Here is a 22,776-nt window from a genome sequence, read left to right on the forward strand (position 1 = left end):
TACGCTTCTGGCAAAGCGTAAAGGCTGTGGGAAAGTGTTTGAGTGAGGAAATTAACCGGCAATAAGCAGTCTGGCCGTTGGGTAATCGGTGATCAGAACATCGATATAACCGCCCGAAAGCGCACCTTTGATAGCCGCGACCTTCTCGCTGCCGCCGGCCAGGGCCACCACGTTAGGGCACTTCTTCACCTTCTCCAGCGCCATACCGATAACAGGATCTTCATCATCGCGTAACACTGCTCTGCCGTTTTTATCGTAATAGTGCAGGCAAATGTCACCCACGGCACCGCGTTCCGCCAGCACCTGCAGCATATCTTCGTGATAGTAGTTGCCGGATGTTTTCAGCAGCTGCGAAGGTTCAAGAATACCGATCCCGACAATTGCGATATCGACTTCATCAAAGCGGGCAATAACGTCGGCGACATCTTTACTGGCAACAAGACGATTCTTCTCCTCGGTGGATCCTTCAATGCTCTGGGAAGGGAGCAGCCAGGCTTCACAGTTCAGATGCTGCGCCAGGGTCTGGGTGAGAATAGTGGCCTGCACGTTGCCGTTCGGCCCTACGCCGCCGAGCAGCTGGATGACGCCGCTGGCTTTCAGGTTTTGCGCGTGTACCTCATCCACCATCGCGCGGATGGTGGAACTCCACGAAGAGACGCCAATCAGATCCTTTGGCCGTAATCGCGTTTCGAGGTAGTGGGCAGCGGCGGAACCGATAGCGCGCTTGATGGTGTGATCGCTGGCATCCTCTTCGGTATCCACCACGATGGCTTGCTTAATTCCGTAACGATCCTCAAGACCTTTTTCAAGGTTAAGAAAAATATTTGATGGCTGAACAACGCTAATTTTCACCACGCCCTCTTTCTGGCAGCGGGTGATCGCTCGGGAGATAAATGACTGAGAAAGCGAGAGAAGTTGAGCAATGTCGGACTGCTTGCGTCCTTCGAGATAGTAGAGCGTGGCAATCTTAACTAATAGCCGTTGTTCATCCTGCTTAGCCATATATTTCCCCGAAAATCATTTACGTGCAGCCATTATCTTAGAGCTCATTATCATACGCGAAAAGAAAAGACATTTAAGTGTGATGAATATCTAACTTTCGCCAATCCTCAAAATCAGCTATGGACAAAAACAGAACAGTAGCTGCATAATTGAATAAAGAATCGTTGTTGAATATATATTCATAGCGATTTCAGGTCAACTGAAAAGTGCCCGGGTGAAGTGATACCCGGTGGTAAGGAGGCAGAATGTTCCTGAGTATGATGCAGCGGCGTGAGCCCTACGATGCGTTGCCTGGGGATGTCTGGTTTTTTTAGTCCCTGACGGAATAAATATTCCAAGTTGAAAATAAATTCAGAGGTATTAAATGAATCCCTATAGCTATGATGTCCAGGCACTTGAGCGTAAAGCCCGCGCCGTACGTCGCCATATCGTCAGATTGAATGCCAATAGCCCCGCTGGCGGGCACACCGGCGCCGACCTGTCGCAGGTTGAATTGCTCACTGCGCTCTATTTTCGCATTATGAACGTCGCGCCGGACCGCGTGGATGATGACCAGCGCGATATCTACATCCAGTCGAAAGGCCATGCGGTGGGCTGCTACTACTGCGTGCTGGCCGAAGCGGGCTTCTTCCCGGTTGACTGGCTGGAAACCTATCAGCATGCGAATTCTCATCTTCCTGGTCACCCGGTTCGTCAGAAAACGCCGGGGATTGAACTCAACACCGGCGCGCTGGGCCACGGTTTGCCTGTTGCGGTGGGGCTGGCGCTGGCTGCGAAAAAAAGCAACAGCACCCGCCGCATCTTTTTAATTACCGGCGATGGCGAACTGGCGGAAGGCAGCAACTGGGAAGCGGCGCTGGCTGCGGCGCACTACGGCCTTGATAACCTCGTCATTATTAATGACAAAAACAATCTCCAGCTGGCGGGGCCGACGCGGGAAATTATGAATACCGATCCGCTGGCCGATAAATGGAAGGCCTTCGGAATGACGGTTACCGAATGCCAGGGTAACGACATGGCGTCGGTGGTGGCGACCCTGGAAGGGCTGAAGCAGGAAGGTAAACCCAACGTTATTATCGCCAACACCACGAAAGGTGCCGGTATTTCCTTTATCCAGGGGCGCCCGGAGTGGCACCACCGGGTACCGAAAGGCGAAGAAATTGCACTGGCACTGGAGGAACTGAAAGATGAGTAATGCAGAACACCTGGCGAGCGTGATGGTTCAGGCCTTTATTGATGCGGTCGACAGCGGTGTCGATCTGGTGCCGGTGGTGGCTGACTCCACGTCAACGGCCAAAATCGCGCCGTTTATTAAACAGTTCCCCGGGCGTCTGGTGAACGTGGGCATCGCTGAGCAGAGCATGGTCGGGACGGCGGCGGGCCTGGCCCTGGGGGGGAAAGTGGCGGTCACCTGTAACGCCGCGCCGTTCCTGATTTCCCGCGCCAATGAGCAGATTAAAGTCGACGTTTGCTATAACAACACCAACGTTAAGCTATTTGGCCTTAACGCCGGCGCCAGCTACGGCCCGCTAGCCAGCACCCATCATGCGATTGATGACCTGGCGGTGATGCGCGGCTTCGGCAATATCCAGATTTTCGCCCCGTCTTCGCCGCGCGAATGCCGGCAGATTATCGATTACGCCATCGGCTATCAGGGGCCGGTCTATATTCGTCTTGACGGCAAGGCGCTGCCGGAACTGCATGATGAAAGCTATCGCTTCGTGCCGGGAGCGGTCGTTACGCTGCGGGAAGGCGAGGATATCGCTCTGGTCGCTACCGGATCGACGGTGCATGAGATCGTCGATGCCGCGCAGATGCTGGCCGACGCGGGGATTCAGGCTAAAGTGGTGAGCGTGCCGTCCATTCGCCCTTGCGATACCGCCGCGCTGCTGGCGGCGCTGAAACCGTGCAAGGCGGTGATAACGGTGGAGGAGCATAACGTCAACGGCGGGTTGGGTAGCCTGGTGGCGGAAGTGCTGGCTGAGGCCGGGGCGGCAATTCCGCTCAAACGCCTGGGGATCCCGGATGGTGAGTATGCGGCGGCGGCAGATCGCGGCTGGCTGCGTAAACACCACGGTTTCGATGCCGCTTCCGTCGCCGGGCTGGCGCAGAAAATGCGCTGACTTTACGCCGGCTTAAACCGATAACCCGTGCGGCTGCCGCGCGGGTTTTGCTTTTACGCCGCGCAGAGCGTAATGACGTAGTCACCGGCCTTAATCCATTGCAGCCGATACTCCCCGGCGGAGAGCCGAAGAAGCAGATTTCCCTCCTTTATATACGCCAGCGTAAAATCGCTAAAACCGACGCCCGCCTGTACGTCGGGATGGCTGGCCTTAAACGCGCTCTCTTTCGCCGAAAATGCCAGCGTGAGCGCCAGCTCGGGGCCCAGGCCGCTGGCGTCCAGCAGACTTTTTTCCGCGCTGTTGATGATGCAGCTTTCCAGCTCAGCCGCCAGGTCAGGAGTCAAGATGCGCTCAATATCAACGCCGATCGGCCGGACAGAGACGACTGCCAGCGCGCTGCGTTCACAGTGGCTTATGCTGCCGTACCATGGGGGCGGCCATAGCGGCTGGCGTTGGTCGCCAATGGCAGGGACCTCTGTCTCACCGACTTCCCGCAGCGCATAAACCGCAGCGATACGCCCGGCAAGATGTTCGCTCTGCCGCTTGCGGGCGCAGCCGGTTAGCCGGGCATGGTGCGGCAGCCAGAGGAGATCTTCAGGCCGAAAGGTCAATGGGTCGAAATCGACACGCTGCAGCGAGCGATCGGCAAGCTGAATGATAGAACGTTGGGTTTGCATAGGGGGATGTTAACAGATTCTCCCCTCCGCCCTCTATGGGAAGAGGGCGGGGGGAACGGCCGGACAATCAGAAGTGGGTATTGACGCCCAGATACCAGGTGCGGCCTGATTCGTTATAGGTATTGGCGCCAGCGCCAGCCATATAAGAAACATCCGTCAGGCTACCGGTGGTTTGCGCATTACCCGCGCGCCAGTGGCGCTTGTCGAAGACGTTATCCACGCCGCCGGTCAGGCTGACGTTTTTCGTCACATCCCAGGTGGCGCTCAGGCCAACGATGCTGTAAGGGCTGACTTCATCCGTTTCAGAACCCACCGCCGGCTCACCTTTGTAGTTATATTTCTTCGGCTGCTGCTTGCCGTACCAGGTGAAGGTCGACTGCACCGAAATATCCTCCTGAATCTGCCAGCTCAGAGTGGAGTTCAGGGTATATTCCGGAATAATCGACAGACGATCGCCGGTTTCCTTGTTTTTACTTTGCAGCATATAAGTGATGTTATTGGTCCAGTTCACCGTTTCGCTGACCGGCACGTTCAGGGTGCCTTCGAGACCTTCAACCACCGCTTTAGGCACGTTTTCCCACTGATAGATATCGGTTTTCACTTTACCGTTCGTCGTCTGTGAAATCGGCGCGTAGCCCGCTTCGATTTTATCGCGGTAGTCGTTACGGAACCATGTCACACCCGCCAGCCAGCCGTCGCGTTTAAACTCAAGGCCAATCTCTTTGTTGATGCTGGTTTCGGCTTTCAGGTCATCGTTACCCATCATGTAGCAACCGGTACCGTTGCCGCTGGCATAGCAGCCCTGGCCTTTACTATAGAGAATATAGTTCGGGTTGGTTTGGTACAGGCTCGGCGCTTTATAGGCGCGGGCGATGCCCATTTTTAACGTGAAGTCATCCCACAGACCCTGAGACAAGTTAAGCGACGGGCTCCAGTTGTTGCCGACGATCGTGTGATGATCGAAACGCAGCGCCGGCGTCAGCATGGTGGTGTCGGTCAGCTCCACGTTGTCTTCGGCAAACAGGGAGAAGATCTCGGCCTTCGAGTATGGGCTACGGCCGGTGCTGTCATAGCCGTCGATATCGCCGCCCATAAAGGTCTGGGTATTTGACGCCAAATCCTTCATCCGCTGCTGATTCCACTCGGAGCCCAGCGTCAGGTTCTGGTTAAACACCAGATCCAGAGGGATGTTGACTTCGCTGTGCAGCATCACGTCGGCGAGGTCGATATCGCTGAACTGGTTGCTGTTGAAGATACCTTCCGTGCCGCCCGCCAGACCTTCGCCTTTACGCGAGTTACGGGTACGTTCGTACTGGGCCCAGTTGCTGGTGGTCACGCCGTTATCCCAGCCGCCGTTCCAGGTGACGGAATAAGTCTGGCGATAGAGGCGGTTCGTCTCTTTCCCGTAGTTCTCTTTCACCAGATCGTTAGTATTGGTGTTCTGCGTATCGCCCGCGTAGAGGTTGCCCTGACGGCTGTAGCCGGATTCAAACTCCAGCGACTGCATCGGCGCGAAATCCCAGCGCACGACGCCGTTAATATTCTTATTTTTCACCCCTTCACGCCCGGCAGGCATGGTATTGGCATAGGCGCCGGTACGCTCGGATTGATGTCCGTCGTTGATATCCCAGGCATCGGCCTGGGTTTTGTCGAGGTTGCCCAGCAGGCGGAAGCTGAAATCGCCCCCCAGCGGGCCGCTGAGGCTAAAGTTGGTGCGTTTAGTCGAACCTTCGTCTTTATGCTCCGGGGCGTTCATGTAGGTATTCCATGAACCGTGCCATTCGCCGTCGCTCTTCTTGGTGATGATATTGACCACGCCGCCCGCCGCGCCGTTGCCGTAGCGCGCGGCCGCCGGGCCGCGAATGACTTCAATACGTTCGATCAGCTCCGGCGGTACCCATGAGGTATCGCCGCGGGTATCGCGCTCGCCGCGCCAGCCCAGACGTACGGAGTTGCGGCTGGTCACGGGCTTGCCGTCAATCAGGATCAGGGTGTTTTCCGGGCCCATGCCGCGAATATCAATCTGGCGATTGTTGCCGCGCTGGCCGCTGGTGGAGTTGCCGGTCAGGTTTACGCCCGGCATGGTACGGATAATTTCAGATACGTCGCGCGCAGGCGGACGTTTACGAATTTCATCTGCGGTGATGGTTGATACGCCAGGCGCCTGCAGGTTCTGCTCGGCGGCGGTGACAACCATGGTTTCATCAGCGGTTGCGGTTTTGCTATCGGAGACCGTTTCCGCCGCGCTTAGCGGAAAAGCAGCCCCGTAGATTCCCAGATTGACCAGCAAGGCCAGGGATTTGATCCTGTTATTCATTGTAAATCCTGCTTTTCGTCGCCGCCTTCCCCAAAGGCCCCTTCCCGTCGGGAGGGGAGGCGGTATCAATGTTGCCGGTAGAGAGCACAGGCACTCCGTCGCTGACCAGAACCCGGCTTTCGGGCTAAATTGTTTCCCCGAAAGTCCCGGCGCTGCATAAGCTCTCTCTGACATGTTTATTTTTTAAAAGACGCGCTTCCCACAGCGCGCTAATACGCTATTGCAAATGAAAATAGTTATCAATAATATTATCAATAAATATTGCGTTTATTAATGCGTTTGTTGATAAATGTCACGATAAACATAGGGTTGAAAGGAATGCATAAGACAGGATGCGACGACTGGTGGCGCCATATCTCCGGTCCGCAAATTGAGGTCGTGGACGACACGTATCGGGTGACCTTTTGGTGGCGCGATCCGGCGGGCAACGAAGCCTCTTCGCCAACCCGGCGGGTATGGATTTATATTACCGGCGTGACTGACCATCATAAAAACGCCGTACCGCAAACGCTGCAGCGCATTCCCGGTACCGATGCCTGGTGCTGGCAAACCACTCTCTCTGCCGCCTGGCGCGGCAGCTACTGCTTTATTCCTTCCGCGCGGGACGACGACTTTTCCCCTCAGCTTTTTAACGGCGACAGCCCGGACCGCGCGCTGCTGCGCGAAGGCTGGCGCAAGCTGCTGCCGCGGGCGATTGCCGACCCGCTTAATCCGCAAAGCTGGAAGGGCGGGCGCGGCCACGCGGTCTCTGCGCTGGAGCTGCCGGACGCCCCCGAACAGCCCGGCTGGGCGCTGCGTGATGAACCTTATCAGCCGCCGGTCTGCATTGAATGGCAGAGCCAGCGACTCGGCAACCGGCGGCGGATATGGATTTACGCCACCGGCGATGCGCAGCCGCAAGCGCGCCCGCTGGCGATTTTGCTTGATGGTCAGTTCTGGGCTGAAAGCATGCCGGTATGGGCGCCGCTAGCAGGATTAACCCGCGAGAAGCGGTTACCGCAGGCGGTTTATCTGCTGATTGACGTTATCGATAACCAGCATCGCGCCGAAGAGCTTCCCTGCAATGAAACGTTCTGGCTGGCGGTTCAGGAAGAGCTGCTGCCGATGGTTCACCGGATAGCACCTTTCAGCGATAGCGCCGACCGAACCGTGGTGGCAGGCCAGAGCTTTGGCGGCCTGGCCGCGATGTTCGCCGCGCTCTACTGGCCTCTGCGCTTTGGCTGCGTGCTCAGCCAGTCTGGCTCCTACTGGTGGCCGCATCGCGGCGGCGCGCAGACGGGCCTGCTGATTGAGCGGCTCAGCCGCGGCGAAATACAGCCGCAAGGGCTACGCATCTGGCTGGAGGCCGGCGTTCGCGAGCCGATCATTTTTCGCGCGAACCAGGCGCTGCTGACGCATCTGGAACAGCAGACGATTTTCTGGCGTCAGGTTGACGGCGGACATGATGCGCTTTGCTGGCGCGGCGGGCTGACGGCCGGGCTCATCCAGCTGTGGCAGCCATTAGGCCGTGAAGAGTAGCAAAGCGCGATTTACGAGGAATTTGATATGCAATTCAGTAACCCCTTCGACAATCCGCAAGGGCAGTTTTACATTCTGCGCAATGACCAGCAGCAGTTCAGCCTGTGGCCGCACCACTGCGCCCTGCCGGAAGGCTGGACGGTAGAGTGCCCGCCGCAGTCGTTAGAGGCGTGCAACGCCTGGCTGGCGGAGAACTGGTCAACGCTTACCCCCGCGCACTATGCATCCTGAGGAGCCCACAATGACCACACGTTTACCGCTGGTTGCGGCTCAGCCGGGGATCTGGATGGCGGAGCGCCTCTCGACGCTGCCCGGCGCCTGGAGCGTGGCCCACTATGTTGAGCTGCGCGGCGATATCGACCCGACCTTGCTCGGGCGGGCGATTGTCACCGGGCTCTCTCAGGCTGACACCCTCAGCATGCGTTTTTGTGAAGATAACGGCGAAGCCTGGCAGTGGGTCGATGAAAATCGTCATTTTGCCGAGCCGGACTATCGGGATCTGCGCACGTCGCACGACCCGTACGCCGCCGCGCTGGCGCTGATGCAGGCCGACCTCGGGCAAAACCTGCGCGTGGACGGCGGTAATCCGCTGGTCTGCCATCAGCTGCTGCGGGTGGGGGATAAGTGCTGGTACTGGTATCAGCGTTATCATCATTTGCTGGTCGATGGCTTCAGTTTCCCGGCCATTACCCGCCAGATCGCCGCGATTTATCGCGCATGGCAGCGCGGCGAAGAGACGCCAGCTTCGCCGTTCACGCCGTTTGCCGAGGTGGTGGAAGAGTACCAGCGCTACTACGGCAGCGACGCCTGGCAGCGTGACAAACAGTTCTGGCAGGCGCAGCGTCAGGCGCTGCCGGCTCCGGCCTCCCTTTCCGACGCGCCGCTGGCGGGAAGGGCGACCAGCACCGATATCTGGCGCATGAAGCTGGAGGTCGACGCCGGTGTATTTAGCCGGCTGGCGGCAGGCGCGCCGCAGTGCCAGCGCGCGGATCTGGCGCTGGCGCTAACCGCCCTGTGGCTGGGACGGCTGTGCAGCCGAATGGATTACGCCGCGGGCTTTATTTTCATGCGCCGCATGGGCTCTGCGGCATTAACCGCTACCGGCCCGGTGCTCAACGTTCTGCCGCTGGCGGTCAATATTGACGCCCGGGAAACGCTGGCGGAGCTGGCCATGCGTCTTGCCGGACAGCTCAAGAAAATGCGCCGCCACCAGCGCTATGATGCCGAACAGATTGTCCGCGACAGCGGCAGGGCGGCGGGCGATGAACCGCTGTTTGGCCCGGTACTCAATATTAAAGTCTTCGACTATCAGCTGGATATCGACGGCGTACAGGCGATTACCCACACCCTGGCCACTGGCCCGGTCAATGACCTGGAGCTGGCGCTCTTCCCGGATGAAACCGGCGGTCTATCGCTGGAGGTGCTGGCGAACAAGCAGCGATATGATGAACAGACGCTGCGCGGGCATATCGCCCGTCTATCTTCTTTGCTGACTCAGTTTGCCGATAATCCCACTCTGCCCTGCGGCGAGGCCAATATGCTGTCGGCGGCGGAAAACCAACGCCTGGCGCAGGTGAACGCGACCGCTGTCGACCTGCCGCTCACCACCCTGAGCGCGCTGGTGGCGGCACAGGCGGCAAAAACCCCGGATGCCCCGGCGCTGGCGGATGGCTGCTGGCAGTTTAGCTACCGTGAGATGCGCCAGCAGGTGCTAGCGCTGGCCGAGCGTCTGCGCGCGCGGGGCGTCAAACCGGGCGATAGCGTGGCGGTCGCGCTGCCGCGTTCGGTGTTCCTGACGCTGGCGCTGCACGGCATTGTTGAGGCCGGAGCCGCGTGGCTGCCGCTGGATACCGGCTATCCCGACGACCGCTTGCGGATGATGCTGGAAGACGCCCGTCCGTCGCTGCTGATCACCTCCGAGGATCAGCTGGCGCGCTTTAGCGATATTCCCGGCCTGGAAAGCCTCTGCTACCAGCAGCCGCTGGCGGCGGGCGAGTCCGCGCCGCTGGCGCTCTCGCAGCCGGAGCATACCGCGTATATCATCTTTACCTCCGGCTCCACCGGGCGACCGAAAGGGGTGATGGTCGGGCAGACCGCCATCGTCAACCGCCTGCTGTGGATGCAGGACCACTATCCGCTCTGTGCTGAGGATGTGGTGGCGCAGAAGACGCCGTGCAGCTTTGATGTCTCGGTATGGGAGTTCTGGTGGCCGTTTATCGCCGGTGCGCAGCTGGTGATGGCCGAGCCGGAAGCCCACCGCGACCCGCTGGCGATGCAGCAGTTTTTTGCCCGCTACGGCGTGACAACGACCCACTTTGTGCCGTCGATGCTCGCGGCGTTCGTTGCCTCGCTGGAGGCGGAAAACGTCGATTGTTGTCAAACCCTGCGCCGGGTATTCTGTAGCGGAGAGGCGCTGCCGACGGCGCTATGCCGTGAATGGGAGCAGCTCACCGGCGCGCCGCTGCATAACCTGTACGGCCCGACGGAAGCCGCGGTGGACGTCAGCTGGTATCCGGCCTGCGGGCCCGAACTGGCGGCAGTCACCGGCGCCAGCGTACCGATTGGCTGGCCGGTGTGGAATACCGGCTTGCGCATCCTTGATGCCGCCATGCGCCCGGTACCGCCGGGCGTGGCGGGGGATCTCTACCTGACCGGCATTCAGCTGGCGCAGGGCTATCTGGGGCGTCCCGATTTGACCGCCAGCCGCTTTATTGCCGACCCCTACGCGCCGGGCGAGCGGATGTACCGTACCGGCGATGTTGCCCGCTGGCTGGATAACGGCGCGGTCGAGTATCTCGGACGCAGCGACGACCAGCTAAAAATACGCGGCCAGCGAATTGAGCTGGGCGAAATTGACCGCGCGCTATCTGCGCTGCCGGACGTTGCGCAGGCGGTGGCTCACGCCTGCGTCTTCAACCTGGCGGCGGCGACCGGCGGCGATGCCCGTCAGCTGGTGGGCTATCTGGTTTCTGCTTCCGGTCTGCCGCTGGACACCGCCGCGCTCAAAGCGCAGCTTGGCGAACAGCTACCGCCGCATATGGTGCCGGTGGTGCTGATTCAGCTGCCGGCGCTGCCGCTAAGCGCCAACGGCAAGCTGGATCGTAAAGCGCTGCCGTTACCCACGTTGAGCAGTGAGCGCAGCGGACGTCCGCCGGAGCCGGGCGTGGAAACTGCCGTTGCCGCAGCGTTCAGCCAGCTGCTCGGCTGTGAGGTGAACGACATCGATGCCGATTTCTTCGCCCTTGGCGGCCATTCGCTGCTGGCGATGCGCCTGGCGGCGCTGCTGAGCCGCGAACTGGAACGCCAGGTGACGCCTGGCCAGATAATGGTCGCTTCTTCCGTCGGCAAGCTGAGTGCGCTGCTGGCATCGGATCTGAGCGATGAGCAGGCGCAACGGCTGGGCTTCGACGCGATCCTGCCGCTGCGCGAGAGCGACGGTCCGACGCTGTTTTGCTTCCATCCGGCTTCCGGTTTTGCCTGGCAGTTCAGCGTGCTGGCGCGTTATTTAAGCCCGCGCTGGTCGATCGTCGGCATTCAGTCGCCGCGACCGCAGGGGCCGATGGCGACGGCGGCCGATCTGGATGCGGTATGCGAACATCATCTGCAAACCCTGCTTTCGCAGCAGCCGCGCGGCCCGTACTATCTGTTTGGCTATTCGCTCGGCGGTACCCTGGCGCAGGGAATTGCCGCCCGTTTACGCCAGCGCGGCGAAGCGGTGGCCTTCCTCGGGCTGCTGGATACCTGGCCGCCCGAGACGCAGAACTGGGCGGAGAAAGAGGCGAACGGGCTGGATCCTGAGGTGCTGGCGGAAATTGCCCGTGAACGTGAGGCGTTTCTGGCCGCCCAGCAGGGGCAGGCTTCCGGCGAGCTGTTCAGCGTGATTGAAGGCAACTATGCCGATGCAGTGCGCCTGCTGACTACCGCGCACAGCGCGAAGTTTGACGGTAAGGCGACGCTGTTCGTGGCGGAGAAGACCCGGCAACCCGGGATGGACCCGCAGGTGGTGTGGGGGCCGTGGATCGGCGAGCTGGAGGTGTTTAGCCAGGATTGCGCCCACGTGGATATTATCTCTCCGCAGGCTTTTGAAGCGATCGGTCCGGTGGTCAGGGAGATACTGGGTTAGGGATCGATGAACTCCCGGGTTGCGGCTGACGCCTTACCCGGGCTACCGTTTGTGCCAGATTGGGTAGCCCGGCTAAGCGCAGCGCGAGCCGGGAATTTCTACTTGCGACCCAGCGGCACTACCAGCGGCGTATGCGCCACCGGATCTTCAATAATCGTACAGCGCAGGCCGTAAATCTTCTCGATCAGCGCCGCGTTGACAATCTCCTTCGGCGCGCCCTCGGCGACGATTTTACCGTCGCGCAGGGCAATCAAGTGGGTGGCGTAGCGGCAGGCCTGATTCAGGTCGTGCAGCACCGCCGCCAGCGTATAGCCCTTTTCCCGATTCAGCTCGCTCAGCAGCTCCAGCAGATCGATTTGATGGCTGATATCCAGCCAGGTGGTGGGCTCATCCAGCAGCATAATCGCCGTTTCCTGGGCCAGCACCATGGCGATCCACGCCCGCTGGCGCTGGCCGCCGGAGAGCGTATCGACGCTTTGTTGCGCGAGGTCGGTAATGCCGGTGGCCTTCATCGCCCTGGTGACCGCCTCTTCATCCTCTTTGCGCCAGCGGGTAAACAGCGGCTGGTGCGGATAGCGGCCGCGGGCGACCAGCTCCTGAACCGTTATATCCCCCGGCGTGGTGGCGTTCTGCGCCAGCAGGCCGATGCGCTTTGCCACCTCTTTACTGGCGTAATGCTGGATCTGTTCGCCGTCGAGCCAGACATGACCGCTGGTAGGCGTCATCAGGCGGCTCAGGGTGCGCAGCAGGGTCGACTTACCGCAGCCGTTGGGACCGATAATCGCGGTAAAGTGGCCATCGGGAATGGTGACGTTCAGCGATTCGGCGATGGTCTTTTTGCCGTACGCCAGGGTCAGCCGATCGCCGCGCAAACGGGAGGTAACAGCGGTCATTTTTTGCGGGACTCCTGAATTAACAACGCGATGAGGTAGATGCCGCCAATGCTGACGGTCACCACGCCCACCGGTAACTGATAGGGCATAAACAGACGCTGCGCGGCGTAGTCGGAGATGGCCAGCAGCAGGGCGCCGCACAGCGCCGCCTGAGTCAGCCCCCAGCGCGCGGTGCCGCTGAGGCGGCGCGCGATATGCGGGGCCACCAGGGCGATAAATGAAATCGGCCCGGCGAGCGCGGTGGCGGCGGCGGTCAGTACCACCCCGACCAGCATCATCAGCAGGCGCGAACGCTCAACCCGCACGCCCAGCGCACAGGCGGTATCGTCACCCATCTCCAGCAGCCGCATGCGCCGCGCCAGCAGCGCCCCGCAAACCAGCATCAAGAGAATCAGCGGCGCGGATGGCCAGGTTTTTCCCCAGGTCAGTCCGTTAAGCGAGCCGGCATACCACAGCCCGGCGGAGAGGGCGGTTTCCAGCGAAGCGCGCAGAAGTAGCCAGGTATTGAATGCTACCAGCATGGCGCGGACGCCGATGCCGATAATAATCAGGCGAAAGGTTTCAATCCCGTTGCGCCACGCCAGTATCCAGACCACCAGCGCGGTGAGGATCCCGCCAGCCATCGCCGCCGCGGCGATGGCCGCCAGGTTCTGGCCGAACATGACCATGGCGACCAGCACGCCGCTCCACGCCCCGGTGTTAAAACCCATCACGTCCGGGCTACCCAAGGGGTTGCGGGTGAGCGACTGGAAAATCGCGCCGCTGACGCCGAGGGCGGCGCCGATCAGCAGCGCCATCAGCACGCGGGGCAGGCGCCACTCGGTCACCACCAGGGTGATATTGCGCGGCGCATCGCCGAGCAGCGCGGAGATAACCTGTTCAACGCTTAACGGTACCAGGCCGGTGCCGAGCCCCCACAGGGAGACCAGGGCGCTGGCGATCAGCAGCAGCAGGCAGCTAAACATCAGGCGGCGGGACGGGGCCATCACATTCCACCTCCGCGCGGCTGGCGGCGGACCAGCCAGATCAGCACCGGCGCGCCGATAAAGGCGCTGACGACCGAAACTCGCAGCTCACCGGGGACCAGCAGACGGCCCAGCACGTCGGCAAACAGCAGCAGGGCAGGGGTGGCCAGCAGGGTGACCGGCAGCGACCAGCGATGATCCGCGCCCACCAGCCAGCGGGCCATATGCGGCATCATCAGGCCAATAAAGGCGATGGGCCCGACCACCGCCGTGGCGCTGCCGCACAGGACGGTAATCGCCAGCAGGCCGATGAGCTGGGTACGTGCCACCCGGCTGCCGAGCGCGGTGGCCGTATCGTTACCGAGGCTCAGGCTGTTTAAGGCCCTGCTCAGCAATAGCGTCACCAGGCCGGCAATGAGTACCGGGATCAGGACAATTTTAAGCGTTTGCAGGGTGCGCACGTCCAGCGAACCCGCCTGCCAGAAGCGCAGCTGATCGTAGACGTCGGGGTTGAGCAGGGCGATACCGCTGGAAAGGCCTTCCAGCACCGCCGCCAGGGCGACCCCCGCGAGGGTCAGGCGAACCGGGCTCAGCTGGCCGCCGCCCTGGCTGCCGGTAAAGGCGACCAGCAGCGAGGCGCCGAACGCGCCGCAAAAGGCCATCAGCAGCTGCTCTTGCGGTGAGGAGATACCAAACAGCGCCGCACCCAGCACGATAGCGAAGCTGGCGCCGGAGTTGACGCCGAGGATCCCCGGATCCGCCAGCGGGTTACGGGTCAGCGTTTGCATCAGCGCTCCGGCCAGGCCCAGCGCGGCGCCGGCCAGCAGCCCGGCAAGGGTTCGCGGCAGTCTGGCATCAAGGACGATGGTGCAATCGGCGCTCTGGCAGGTGCCGGCGAAAGCATCGATGACGACGCTAAACGGTAGGGGTTTGGCGCCGATCAGCAGGCTGAGCGCAACCGCAATGATTAAGACGATTAAAAGACCCGGCACGGCAAAGGCGCGCGCCGCGGTCGTTGAAGACGACATGGCTTACATCCCTGACATGATAATGATAGTAATTATCGTTATCGATTCTATCCAGTTATGTTAGCATGTGCACCCATAAAAATGGTATGGAAAATAATAACAAGGCGCTGTCATGAACCGACAATCCTGGCTGCTGAATCTCAGCTTGCTGAAAACCCACCCGGCCTTTCGCGCCGTCTTTATCGCCCGCTTTATCTCAATTCTGTCGCTTGGCCTGCTGGGCGTGGCGATCCCGGTACAGATCCAGATGATGACCCATTCGACCTGGCAAGTGGGGCTGTCGGTCACCTTAACCGGCGGTTCGATGTTTGTCGGTCTGATGATCGGCGGCGTGCTTGCCGACCGCTATGAGCGTAAGCGACTGATCCTGCTGGCGCGCGGCACCTGCGGCATCGGCTTCGTCGGCCTGTGCCTCAACGCCATGCTGCCGGAACCGTCGCTTATCGCAATCTATCTGCTGGGCATCTGGGACGGCCTGTTTGCCTCAATCGGCGTGACCGCGCTGCTGGCGGCGACCCCAGCGCTGGTTGGCCGGGAAAATCTGATGCAGGCCGGGGCGATCACTATGTTGACGGTGCGGCTGGGATCGGTCATTTCACCGATGATCGGCGGTCTGCTGCTGGCAACCGGCGGCGTGGCCTGGAATTACGGGCTGGCGGCGGCAGGTACTTTTATTACGACGCTGACCCTGCTGCGTTTGCCGCGGCTGGCGCCGCCGCCGCAGCCGCGCGAACATCCGCTAAAATCGCTGAACGCGGGATTGAAGTTTCTGTTTAACAGCCCGCTTATCGGCGGCATTGCGCTGCTTGGCGGACTGCTGACGATGGCCAGCGCGGTGCGCGTGCTCTATCCGGCGCTGGCCGGAAGCTGGCAGATGTCGGCGTCGCAGATTGGCCTGCTGTACGCGGCGATCCCTTTGGGAGCGGCGTTCGGCGCGTTGACCAGCGGACAGCTGGCGCAGACGGCGAAGCCCGGCGTGCTGATGCTGGCGACCACCGTCGGCTCGTTTGTGGCGATTGCGCTGTTCAGCCTGATGCCGGTGTGGGAGCTGGGCGCTCTGTGCCTGGCGCTGTTTGGCTGGCTGAGCGCAATAAGCTCGCTGCTGCAATATACGCTGATCCAGACGCAAACCCCGGAGAATATGCTCGGGCGCATCAACGGGCTGTGGACCGCGCAGAACGTGACCGGCGATGCGATAGGCGCGGCGCTGTTGGGGGGGCTGGGCGCGATTCTGACGCCGGCCGCTTCGGCGAGCGCCAGCGGCTGGGCGCTGGTGATTGTGGGCGTGGTGCTGGTCGGGCTGCTACGCGAGCTGCGCCGCTTTCAGCGCCCGGAGACGGTCAGCGAAAGCTAGTTCCGCCGGTCTTCCCGGAGGCGGCGCGTCGCGCCTGTCCGGGCTACTGGCCCGCAGACGGCGGTGAACCCGTAGCCCGGTCAGCGCAGCGCCACCGGGGAAGCACACCGCAGACGACGGTGAGTTGGCCGGAACCACAGACGGCGCGTTACCCGTAGCCCGGGTAAGCGCAGCGCGACCCGGGAAGAAGCCTCACCGATGTACTCATCCCGGCACCTCCTCGGGTTGCGGCGTAAACGCCTGACCCGGGCTACTGGCCCGCAGACGGGGGTGGACTCGTAGCCCGGGTAAACGCAGCGCGACCCGGGAAGAAGCCGCACCGATGTATTCATCCTGGCGCATCCCAGGCTATCGACTTGAAGTAGCCCGCTAGCGCCACCGGGTAAACCGAAAAGAGCGCCAATAAAAAGCCCCGGATGGCTCCGGGGCTGGCTATCACTCGTCAGTGACGATTAAGGCTTAGTACGCGCCGAGGTCGGTCCACACCTGGAACTGGCCGCAGTTCAGGTCCGGCTGATTGCCCTGAGACCACCATTTCACCTGGTAGTTGTGGCCTTTCCAGCTGACGGTTTCAAAGGTACCCCAGTTGCCGCCATACACGGTGCTGGCATTCCACAGCGGATAAGGCGTGGTTTCGTCTGACGGCACTACATCATCATCCGCCGGTTGAGGTTGATCATCGCTGTTATCCTGGTCGTCCGCCGGCTCATCATCGTTCTTGTCTTCCGACTCGTCTTCGCTGTCATCGCTCTGGGTAGCGGCGACGACGGAGAGCACAAAGCGCTGCTGCGTTGACGGCTCACCCCAGGTATCGCGTACGAACAGAGTAAAGGTGAACTCGGTATCTTCGCTCACTTTCGGGACGTCGAACTCGATGACGGCGGCGGTTTTATCCGCCACGGCGATCGCCGCAGGCACGCCCCAGCTGAAGGACAGGTCGTCGCTATCTTCATCCGAGGATTTTTCGCCGGAAAGACGCACGCGGGAGCCGCCAACCACCATCAGTTCGATGGCTGCTTTCGGCGCGTGGTTGACCGCCGGTTCAGGCTGAACGTCGTCTTCCTCATTTTCATCCGTTTCATCCGCTTCATCCGTCGGTTCGACGTTGATGCCTTCGAAATAGAACGGCTCCATATCGATAACTTCAGAGGCCATTTCATAGCCCAGACCTTCACGCGCGGCGTTCACCAGCACGCCGTTGTCCTGGTCGATAGTCCAGGTGAACAGCGCGCCCAGACCGAGGCTGGCGGCGTATTCGCCCTTGGCTTTCACCGTACGCGGGGTGTCCAGAGACATGAACAGCTTCGTTTCCGGATTGTAGAGGTAATCCGCGTTGGCCACCTGGTCGGTATAGACGTTGAAACCGTTACGGCCTTTCTGGTTTTCCAGATCCAGGTAGTTATAAATGGTGTCATACCATTCGGTGGTACCCGACTCGAAGGTACCCACGGTGGTGCCGGTGCCCGGGTTATAGGTACCCTTGAGCGGAGACAGAGATTCCAGCTCTGCATTGCGGCCGTTACGGCTGTAGGCAGCGTAACCAATATTAATGCGGTCTGACGGGAAGCCTTCGGCCAGCAGATGGTCGACGATGGTATTGACCGCCCAGCCGCCTTCTTCCAGCGCGTTCAGGTTGGTGTGATGCGTCAGGGTTTCCGCCCACGGCGTACCGAAGAAGTCATAGGTCATCACGTTGATGCCGTACAGACCGGCCTGCAGCAGCGCTTTCACGTTGGAGTAATCGAAGGTCTTCACTACCGCGGAGCTGGCAATGGAGATTTTGACGTTGCTCAGACCGGCGGAATCCAGCTGCTTACGCAGCTCGCCGATCAGCAGCGCATAGTTTTCGCCGTCTTCCGGGCCGTAAGGGTTGCCCGCGCCTTCCGCGTTCGGGTATTCCCAGTCGATATCCACTTCGCTGAACATCGGGAACTGTTTGAACAGTTTTACCACGCCTTTCGCGAAGGTTTTACGGGCGGAATCAGAAGCTGCGGTTTCGTGGAAGCTGTTACTCATGGTCCAGCCGCCGATGCTCATGGACAGCACCAGATCGTGACCCTGCTGCTTCGCTTTGGCCTGCAGATCGCGCAGGCCGCCGAGCAGACCTTTGGTATTCGCCTGAGTGACGGTTTTCGGATCGACGTCCCAGCCGCTGACGGAGTGGCCAACGTTAACGTAGGACTGGAAATCGCCCCACGGGTCGAGGAAGGTCGGCTCATATTTGACTTTTCCGCACTGCTCGGCGGCTTCGGCAACCACATCGCGGTACATCCCATCCACTTTATGGAAGCCGGTGACGCCGACGAAGCCGACGATGATTTTATCGTAAGCCGTAGGGGAGACGTTAGTCAGATCGTAGCCGCGACCGCGGTTATCTTTCGCATCGCCGCCCTGCAGACGTCCGTCATACTGAGACCAGTCGGTGTAGTAACCAAAGACTTTCGGTTTGCTGGTTGAGGCTTTGTATTTGTTATAGACCGGTTTGGCGACGCGAGCGGAGGTATAGCTGTAGTTGCTCACTTCGGTTGCCGGGTTAAAGCCGTCTGCGGCGTTGCTGGTTTCGGTCAGCGTATCGCCCTTAATCAATTTGCTTGTTGCCACGTTAATTTCCTTCTGTGTTGAATGCCCACCTCAAGCGGTGTGGGGCAGATAATCGGGCAACGCGGCGGCCAGGGCTAATCACAAAACAACACCGGCGACGATGATATTTTGGCTGAGGCGGCGATGAGACTGATGAGGTTCAGTGAGGGAAAATAAGCTTTTATAACAAAGAGATGATGTGAGGAGTGATGCGCGATGAGATCCCGGCGACCCGCGCCGGGAGAAGAGCTTTAAGCAAAGAGCGCGGCTAAGCGCTGCAGCACCAGTACGGCGCTGTAATAATCCAGGCGAAAGGTTTCCGTTCCCAGCGGATAAACGCGTTTACCTTCGACTGCGGGCAGATGCGACAGCAGCGGGTTGGCGTAAATCGCATCGGCGTCTTTTTGGTCGCCAGCGAACAGGAACAGGCTCTGACCGTTAAGTCCGGCGGCTAAATTTTCACCGCCCAGCTGCACGATATCATGACGTTTCCCCTGACTCTGGCTGGCATGCAGACCGGCGGGCAGATCGGCAAGGGTAAAGCCCAGCTGTTGAAGCATCTGCCCCTGAGCGGACTCTTTCGTCCAGATATTGGCGCTATGGGCCGCGGCGGTGTAGACCAGCGCGGTGACCGGCTGCGGCGGCAGCTTCATCTTCTCTTTCAGCGCCGCCAGCTTAGTATCAAATTCCGCAATTCGCTCTGCCGCCTGTTTTTCATGGCCGGTGATCGTCCCCAGTTGGGTCAGCAGGGCCTGCCAGCTTTTGTCATCGTAGTTAATGACAAGCGTTGGGGCGATGGTGGAAAGCTGGTCGTAGAGCGTCAACGCCGAATCGCCGCCGGTGGCGCTAATCAGAATCAGATCCGGCATTTGCGCAGCGACGGCCTCAGCGCTCGGTTCGCCAATGTAGAGGCGCGACAGCTTCCGCGCTTTCGCCACATCGCTCCACTGACGTAAAAATCCCTGACCGTCGGCGACGCGGTTGTTCGGCGTCGTGGCGCCGCTGGCGACTACCGGCGCGTCAATCGCCAGTAGTGAGCCGGTCAGCGTCACGCTGGTGGAAACAATTCGCAGGGGCTGGCTTTCCAGCGTGTGCGTTCCCCGGCTGTCGGTTATCTGCCGCGGCCAGTCTGCCGCCAGCGCTGAGCTAATTCCTAAAATCGCCAGACCGCTGGCGAGGAGGGTACGGCGGCAAAAGGTGGAGAAATTCACGTATTCGCATCCTGATTAAGTGGTGATAAATGCTTCTCATTTTCAGCTTTGCGCCGCGTGGATGCAAGCCTAAGTCGCACAACATGCTACCTGTACGGTTGACATAGCGCGCAATACCTTTTAGGTTACCCAACCAAAATATAAATGATAATTATTCGTAATATCTTTATCGTTTTTTTGGAGGATGATATGGAAACGTCTTTGGCTGAGGAAGTACGGGAGAAAAAAATGACTCTGCCGCCGGAAAGCTTCTTCTTTATGTCGCCGTACCGCAGTTTCACCACCGCTGGCTGCTTTAGTCGGTTTTCTCATCCTGCCGCCGATGGCGAAAATCTGGATGGGGAATTCCAGCACAAAATGGCCGCCGCCTTTACAGCGGCGCGGGCTGCCGGGATCGCTAAGCCGATAATGGTCGGCGCCATTCCGTTTGATACCAGCGAGCCGTCCGAGCTGTTTATACCCACAAGCTGGGAAACCTTCTCCCGACCAGAAAAGCAGCACTCCGCGCGCTATGCGTCGGGGCTGCAGCCCATGGACGTGATTCAGCGCCGGGAGATCCCCGAACAGGACACCTTTATGGCGATGGTGACGCGCGCGGCGGCCCTGACCGCGACGCCGGAAGTGGACAAAGTGGTCCTGTCGCGCCTGATTGATATCACCACCCGTGAGCGGGTTGATAGCGGTGCGCTGCTGGAGCGCCTGATTGCCCAGAACCCCGCCAGCTATAACTTCCACGTGCCGCTTTCGGACGGCGGCGTGCTGCTGGGCGCCAGCCCGGAGCTGCTGTTACGTAAAGAAGGGGCGCATTTTTACTCTCTGCCGTTGGCCGGTTCGGCCCGCCGTCAGCCGGACGATGTGCTGGACCGCGAAGCGGGGCACAAGCTGCTGGCGTCGGAAAAAGACCGCCATGAACATGAGCTGGTGACCCAGGCGATGAAGGCCGTACTGGCACCGCGCAGCAGCGAGCTAAGCCTGCCGGATTCTCCGCAGCTGATCACCACGCCGACCCTGTGGCATCTGGCGACGCAGATTCAGGGCGCCGCGCTGGCAAACGAGAATGCCATGTCGCTGGCCTGTCTGCTGCATCCCACCCCGGCGCTGAGCGGCTTCCCGCATCAGGCGGCAAAACGCCTGATTAACGAACTGGAGCCGTTCGATCGCCAGCTGTTCGGCGGTATCGTCGGCTGGTGCGATGATGAAGGCAACGGCGAGTGGGTGGTCACCATCCGCTGCGCGCGCCTGCATCAACGCACGCTGCGGCTGTTTGCAGGCGCAGGGATCGTCCCGGCCTCTTCGCCGCTAGGCGAGTGGCGCGAAACCGGCGTCAAACTGACCACCATGCTGAACGTATTCGGCTTGCAATAAGGGACTATGATGATCGAATTTACCCGCTGGCCGGAAGCGTTCGCGGCCCGCTATCGGCAAAAAGGTTACTGGCAGGATCTGCCGCTGACTAACCTGATTACCCGTCATGCCGAAAACGATGCTCCCGCCATTATCGACGGCGACAAACGCTACAGTTATCGTGAGTTCAACCGCCTGGTTGATAATCTCGCCTCCTCGCTGCAGCGTCAGGGCCTGAAGCGCGGCGAAACGGCGCTGGTGCAGCTGGGCAACGTCGCGGAATTTTATCTGACGTTTTTCGCGCTGCTGCGGATCGGCGTGGCGCCGGTGAATGCGCTGTTCAGCCATCAGCGTAGCGAGCTCAACGCCTACGCCGCCCAGATTGAACCCGCCTTGCTGATTGCCGATCGCGAACACGCGCTGTTTGCCGATGACGAATTTCTGAATGATTTTGTCAGCCAGCATCCGTCGATACGCGTGGCTCTGCTGCTCAACGACAGCGGCGAACGGAGCCTGACGGCAGCCATTGAGCGGCCTGGCGATAATTTCATTGCCGGACCAACGCCTGCCGACGAAGTGGCCTTTTTCCAGCTTTCCGGCGGCAGCACCGGTACGCCGAAACTCATCCCGCGTACCCATAACGACTACGACTACAGCATTCGCCGCAGCAACGAGCTGTGCGGCGTGAGTGCCGAAACGCGCTACCTGAACGCGCTTCCCGCCGCCCATAACTACGCGATGAGTTCGCCAGGTTCATTAGGCGTCTTCCTCGCCGGCGGCGTGGTGGTACTGGCGCACGACCCGAGCGCCACACTCTGCTTCCCGCTGATTGAAAAACACCAGATTAACCTGACCTCGCTGGTTCCGCCTGCGGTCAGCCTGTGGCTGCAGGAGATCCATGATTCCGGCAGCAACGCCCGCCTGCAATCGCTGCGGCTGCTGCAGGTTGGCGGGGCGCGCCTGTCCGCGACGCTCGCGGCGCGTATTCCGGCGGAAATCGGCTGTCAGCTTCAGCAGGTCTTCGGCATGGCGGAGGGGCTGGTGAACTATACCCGCCTCAACGATAGCCCCGAGCGCATTATCAATACTCAGGGTTGCCCAATGTGTCCGGACGATGAAGTGTGGGTGGCCGATGCGCAGGGCAATCCGCTGCCGCGGGGCGAAGTCGGACGGCTGATGACCCGTGGTCCTTACACCTTCCGCGGCTATTACAAGAGTCCGCAGCATAATGCCGAAGCCTTTGATGCCGACGGGTTCTACTGTTCTGGCGATCTGATCTCGATCGATGAAGACGGCTATATCACCGTGCAGGGACGGGAAAAAGATCAGATCAACCGCGGCGGGGAGAAGATCGCGGCGGAAGAGATCGAAAACCTGCTGCTGCGCCATCCGGCGGTGATCCACGTCGCGCTGGTCAGCATGGAAGATAGCCTGCTGGGAGAAAAGAGCTGCGCATATCTGGTGGTAAAAGAACCTCTGCGCGCGGTGGCGGTACGCCGCTTCCTGCGGGAACAAGGGGTCGCAGAATTTAAACTGCCGGACCGCGTGGAGTGCGTTGATGCGCTGCCGCTGACGCCGGTGGGCAAAGTCGATAAAAAACAATTACGTCAGTGGCTGGCTGAACGCAAGCTGGGCTGAAGG

16 protein-coding genes are annotated in these 22,776 nt (G+C 60.3%); 8 read left to right on the forward strand and 8 right to left on the reverse strand.

All coding sequences use genetic code 11. From position 1 onward, the window contains the following. Positions 1–51: 51 nt before the first annotated feature. The gene (locus ABLV12_RS17855) at positions 52–1,002 is read right to left on the reverse strand and encodes a sugar-binding transcriptional regulator (RefSeq protein WP_004100053.1); all 951 of its coding nucleotides are present in this window, start codon (positions 1,000–1,002) and stop codon (positions 52–54) included. Between the two features lie 364 nt (positions 1,003–1,366). Between ABLV12_RS17855 and ABLV12_RS17860 the strand changes: the two genes are divergently transcribed. Next, positions 1,367–2,197: a transketolase gene (locus ABLV12_RS17860; protein ID WP_023329422.1), complete on the forward strand. Its 831-nt coding sequence runs from the start codon at positions 1,367–1,369 to the stop codon at positions 2,195–2,197. Then, entirely contained in the window at positions 2,190–3,125 is a 936-nt protein-coding gene (locus tag ABLV12_RS17865) for a transketolase C-terminal domain-containing protein (RefSeq protein WP_004100059.1), read from the forward strand. Before ABLV12_RS17860 ends, ABLV12_RS17865 begins: the two co-directional genes overlap by 8 nt. Before the next feature lie 53 nt (positions 3,126–3,178). On the opposite strand, the gene entD is transcribed toward ABLV12_RS17865, so the two are convergent. Continuing rightward, positions 3,179–3,802 carry an enterobactin synthase subunit EntD gene (gene entD, locus ABLV12_RS17870; protein ID WP_004111252.1) on the reverse strand — a complete coding sequence of 208 codons (624 nt, stop codon included), beginning with the start codon at positions 3,800–3,802 and terminating at the stop codon, positions 3,179–3,181. A gap of 67 nt (positions 3,803–3,869) precedes the next feature. After that, on the reverse strand, positions 3,870–6,119 hold the full coding sequence (locus tag ABLV12_RS17875) for a TonB-dependent siderophore receptor (RefSeq protein WP_004111258.1): 2,250 nt from the start codon (positions 6,117–6,119) through the stop codon (positions 3,870–3,872). Between the two features lie 318 nt (positions 6,120–6,437). Between ABLV12_RS17875 and fes the strand changes: the two genes are divergently transcribed. From fes to entF, 3 genes are read left to right on the forward strand one after another with little or no spacing between them, the layout of a single operon-like run. Continuing rightward, on the forward strand, positions 6,438–7,637 hold the full coding sequence (fes, locus tag ABLV12_RS17880; protein ID WP_348867198.1) for an enterochelin esterase: 1,200 nt from the start codon (positions 6,438–6,440) through the stop codon (positions 7,635–7,637). A gap of 27 nt (positions 7,638–7,664) precedes the next feature. Further along, on the forward strand, positions 7,665–7,868 hold the full coding sequence (locus ABLV12_RS17885; protein WP_004100064.1) for an MbtH family NRPS accessory protein: 204 nt from the start codon (positions 7,665–7,667) through the stop codon (positions 7,866–7,868). Positions 7,869–7,878: 10 nt separating this feature from the next. Beyond that, positions 7,879–11,760, forward strand: coding sequence for an enterobactin non-ribosomal peptide synthetase EntF (entF, locus tag ABLV12_RS17890; protein ID WP_348867199.1), 3,882 nt, complete (start codon positions 7,879–7,881; stop codon positions 11,758–11,760). A 98-nt stretch (positions 11,761–11,858) separates the two neighbouring features. On the opposite strand, the gene fepC is transcribed toward entF, so the two are convergent. The 3 genes from fepC to fepD are packed head-to-tail and all read right to left on the reverse strand — an operon-like array spanning position 11,859 to position 14,646. After that, positions 11,859–12,653: an iron-enterobactin ABC transporter ATP-binding protein gene (gene fepC / locus ABLV12_RS17895; RefSeq protein ID WP_032727936.1), complete on the reverse strand. Its 795-nt coding sequence runs from the start codon at positions 12,651–12,653 to the stop codon at positions 11,859–11,861. After that, a complete protein-coding gene (fepG, locus tag ABLV12_RS17900) occupies positions 12,650–13,642 on the reverse strand; it encodes an iron-enterobactin ABC transporter permease (protein ID WP_032704620.1) in 993 nt (330 codons plus the stop codon). The genes fepC and fepG overlap by 4 nt, the downstream gene beginning before the upstream one ends. Continuing rightward, positions 13,639–14,646, reverse strand: coding sequence for a Fe(3+)-siderophore ABC transporter permease (gene fepD / locus ABLV12_RS17905; protein WP_004111269.1), 1,008 nt, complete (start codon positions 14,644–14,646; stop codon positions 13,639–13,641). The genes fepG and fepD overlap by 4 nt, the downstream gene beginning before the upstream one ends. Before the next feature lie 112 nt (positions 14,647–14,758). Here fepD and entS point away from each other — a divergent pair, with 112 nt between their 5' ends. After that, positions 14,759–16,000, forward strand: coding sequence for an enterobactin transporter EntS (entS, locus tag ABLV12_RS17910; RefSeq protein ID WP_004111272.1), 1,242 nt, complete (start codon positions 14,759–14,761; stop codon positions 15,998–16,000). 459 nt (positions 16,001–16,459) lie between these two features. Here the strand turns inward: entS and ABLV12_RS17915 are convergent, their stop codons facing one another. Both ABLV12_RS17915 and fepB read right to left on the reverse strand, forming a co-directional pair. Then, positions 16,460–18,601, reverse strand: coding sequence for a glycosyl hydrolase family 18 protein (locus ABLV12_RS17915; protein WP_115239834.1), 2,142 nt, complete (start codon positions 18,599–18,601; stop codon positions 16,460–16,462). Positions 18,602–18,831: 230 nt separating this feature from the next. Further along, positions 18,832–19,791: a Fe2+-enterobactin ABC transporter substrate-binding protein gene (fepB, locus tag ABLV12_RS17920; RefSeq protein WP_023320536.1), complete on the reverse strand. Its 960-nt coding sequence runs from the start codon at positions 19,789–19,791 to the stop codon at positions 18,832–18,834. A 189-nt stretch (positions 19,792–19,980) separates the two neighbouring features. On the opposite strand from fepB, the gene entC reads away from it, so the two are divergent. Beyond that, a complete protein-coding gene (gene entC / locus ABLV12_RS17925) occupies positions 19,981–21,156 on the forward strand; it encodes an isochorismate synthase EntC (protein WP_004100073.1) in 1,176 nt (391 codons plus the stop codon). Between the two features lie 9 nt (positions 21,157–21,165). Continuing rightward, entirely contained in the window at positions 21,166–22,773 is a 1,608-nt protein-coding gene (gene entE / locus ABLV12_RS17930) for a (2,3-dihydroxybenzoyl)adenylate synthase EntE (protein WP_070557451.1), read from the forward strand. Positions 22,774–22,776: the final 3 nt, after the last annotated feature.

Origin of the sequence: Klebsiella sp. CN_Kp100 (assembly GCF_040065315.1) — a bacterium.
GTDB classification, from domain to species: domain Bacteria; phylum Pseudomonadota; class Gammaproteobacteria; order Enterobacterales; family Enterobacteriaceae; genus Klebsiella; species Klebsiella oxytoca.

Excerpts from the sequence above, each read along its gene's own strand:
- fepD (WP_004111269.1), bottom strand. The coding sequence starts at position 14,646 with ATGTCGTCTTCAACGACCGCGGCGCGCGCCTTTGCCGTGCCGGGTCTT.
- fes (WP_348867198.1), top strand. The coding sequence starts at position 6,438 with ATGCATAAGACAGGATGCGACGACTGGTGGCGCCATATCTCCGGTCCG.
- ABLV12_RS17865 (WP_004100059.1), top strand. The coding sequence starts at position 2,190 with ATGAGTAATGCAGAACACCTGGCGAGCGTGATGGTTCAGGCCTTTATT.
- ABLV12_RS17885 (WP_004100064.1), top strand. The coding sequence starts at position 7,665 with ATGCAATTCAGTAACCCCTTCGACAATCCGCAAGGGCAGTTTTACATT.
- entD (WP_004111252.1), bottom strand. The coding sequence starts at position 3,802 with ATGCAAACCCAACGTTCTATCATTCAGCTTGCCGATCGCTCGCTGCAG.
- entE (WP_070557451.1), top strand. The coding sequence starts at position 21,166 with ATGATCGAATTTACCCGCTGGCCGGAAGCGTTCGCGGCCCGCTATCGG.
- ABLV12_RS17860 (WP_023329422.1), top strand. The coding sequence starts at position 1,367 with ATGAATCCCTATAGCTATGATGTCCAGGCACTTGAGCGTAAAGCCCGC.
- entC (WP_004100073.1), top strand. The coding sequence starts at position 19,981 with ATGGAAACGTCTTTGGCTGAGGAAGTACGGGAGAAAAAAATGACTCTG.
- entS (WP_004111272.1), top strand. The coding sequence starts at position 14,759 with ATGAACCGACAATCCTGGCTGCTGAATCTCAGCTTGCTGAAAACCCAC.
- ABLV12_RS17855 (WP_004100053.1), bottom strand. The coding sequence starts at position 1,002 with ATGGCTAAGCAGGATGAACAACGGCTATTAGTTAAGATTGCCACGCTC.
- entF (WP_348867199.1), top strand. The coding sequence starts at position 7,879 with ATGACCACACGTTTACCGCTGGTTGCGGCTCAGCCGGGGATCTGGATG.
- ABLV12_RS17875 (WP_004111258.1), bottom strand. The coding sequence starts at position 6,119 with ATGAATAACAGGATCAAATCCCTGGCCTTGCTGGTCAATCTGGGAATC.
- fepC (WP_032727936.1), bottom strand. The coding sequence starts at position 12,653 with ATGACCGCTGTTACCTCCCGTTTGCGCGGCGATCGGCTGACCCTGGCG.